1 protein-coding gene and 1 pseudogene are annotated in these 2,366 nt (G+C 61.7%); both read right to left on the bottom strand.

The window, feature by feature from the left end:
- Positions 1-433, bottom strand: a pseudogene (locus tag DBR30_RS17145) (capsular biosynthesis protein); the annotation flags it as partial.
- A gap of 1 nt (position 434) precedes the next feature.
- Positions 435-2,366 (bottom strand): SLBB domain-containing protein (locus DBR30_RS17150; protein WP_258224474.1); only part of this gene is annotated, 1,932 nt, incomplete at its 5' end.

Genomic DNA, 2,366 nt, shown 5'->3' on the forward strand with positions numbered 1-2,366 from the left:
CACAGGCCCCACACACCTGATCGGCCGGAATATTGCCCCGATTGAGGGCGGTGAGCGGCGAGGTATCGAAGATCACCACATCGTAGTGCTCGAGCCAGCGAACCAGCAATTGGCGCAAGGTATCCTTGTTGCGAAAAGCCATCAGATCCTTGCCCGGAGCCGGGAGCAAGGATAAGGAGCGGCCAGTGGCCACCGGCTCGGGCACATCATTGGGCCCCCAGGCAACCGCCGTGGCGCGGCCGGGATGATAGAGGTTGAGATCCACCAGCAGGGTGCGCAGCCCATCCGCCTCCGAGCGCCTTGCCAGCGCATCGCAGATGGAGCTCACCCCCTCTCCCCCTTCTGACGAGGTGACCGCCAGCGAGCGGATCCCCCGAGCGACCGTCGCCGCGTAGAGGGATTCGAGCTCCAGATATTGAATGGGGATGCTCATATCAAAGCGTCCCGACCAGGGCCACCACCGAGATCGTGGTCAGGATGTCGCGCATGCCATCCATGAAAATGGCCCAGTTGCTGCTCTTGCTATCAGGGATAAAGACGGTGTCCCCTGCGCGCAGCACCGGCAACTGGCTAAAGTCGGGCTCTTTGGCAAAGCCGTCGAGATCGAAGCTGCGGGCCTGATCCCCCTGACCACTGGTGGCCATGTTGATCACCACAATCTTCTTGATATAGGCGCTGCTGGTCGGGCCCCCTGCCTCTGCCAGCAGATCCAGCAGGGTCATGGAGGAGTCAAAGCGGTAGCGACCCGGGCGGGCGATCGCTCCCAGCACCCGAATGGTGTTCTCCTTCGGCTCATCGAGCCAGGGACGATTCTTCTCCGGCAGGTAGATGGAATCGCCGGGCAGCACCTTGGGCAGCAAGGTTTCATCGCCGGTTTCAAAGTAGAGGGCAAGATCGAGCTTGCTGACCCGCGCCGTGCTGCCACTGCGATGGGCGATGCGCACATTGCGCAGATCCGCCGCCGCAGTCGGGCCATCGGCGGCCGACAGGATATCGATAAAGCCCATCTGCTCATTGAACGCATAGCGACCGGGGGCTCCGACCTGACCGAAGATATAGATGGAACTGTCCGGTGACTGGCGCACCCACTGGGACTTGTTATCACTGGGATCGGTGGGCAGCTCGGGGATCATGATGGTGAATCCGGCCCGGATCTTCGGCAGGCTGGCCAGCGCCCCGCCCTGATGGAGGAACTTGTCGAGATCAAACAGGGTTGGCGTGGCCTGCCCCCCTTCGGCGGTCAGGATCTGCACCTTGGCGATATCGGCCCGCTCGTTGGGGCCACCGGCGTGGGCGATCAGATCCAGCAGCGACATCTCGTCAGACCATTCATAGCGGCCCGGGATCCGCACCGCCCCCATCACCATCACAGCCCGCCCGGGGGCCACTTTCAACCAGGACTTCTCGTTAATGTCGGTCTTCTCCGGCACAAAGATGGCGTCACCGGGTTTGACTTGGGGCAGCGCCTTTTGCATCCCTTCGGTATAGGCCTGCAAGTCGATGGGTTCGATCGTGCCATCGGTGCGCAGCAAACGGATCTGGCGACTCTCGGCATAGCGGGTCGGGCCGCCGGCATTGGCCAGAATATCGAGGAAGGAGTCCCCTTCCCGCCCCTCATAGGCACCGGGTTTGAACACCTCGCCCATGATGTAGATGGTGCGCGCCCCCCGTTTTATCTGCTCTTCATCCTTGGGCACGAAGATGGTGGCGCCCGGCGCCAGATTGGGCAGCAGCTTGTTGTTGCCGGAGTCGAGATAGGCTTTGAGATCGAACAGTTCGGGGGCATCACCATTGATCACCCGGATCCGCTCCACCCCGGCAAAACGGGTCACCCCACCGGCTCGCATCAGCAGATCCACGATGGAGTTGCCACTCTTGAAACTGAAGGCGCCGGGGCTGTTGACCTCACCAAACACCTTGATCGCCTTGCCGGTATCCCCATCCCCGCCTGCCGCCAGGGTCGCCGCATCAAAATCTATTTGCACGTTGCCGATCAGCGGAGAGGCGGGCACGAACACCACATCGAGGGATTGCAATGGCGGCAACACGCTGGCATCGCCGGTATCGAGATAACGCTTGTAGTCGAAGCTCGAGACCGTGCTGCCGCGCCGCACCTGCATATTGTTGAGCTGGGCACCGGGCACCAGACCGCCAGCGGCATCGAGGGCCATCTGCACGTTGCCATCGGGCGCCAGATCATAACTGCCGGGTTTTTTGACATAGCCCATCACGCTGATCAGCAGCCGCTTCTCCAGCAAGGTGACGGTCAATTGAGAGAGGTTGTTGTAAACAGGTTTGAGGGCGGTGCGGATCAGTTCATCCGCCTGTTGCAGGGTCTTCCCCCCCACCACGACGTTGCCGACCTC

Origin of the sequence: Aeromonas sp. HMWF017, assembly GCF_003061465.1 — a bacterium.
Classification (GTDB): Bacteria; Pseudomonadota; Gammaproteobacteria; order Enterobacterales; family Aeromonadaceae; genus Aeromonas; species Aeromonas veronii.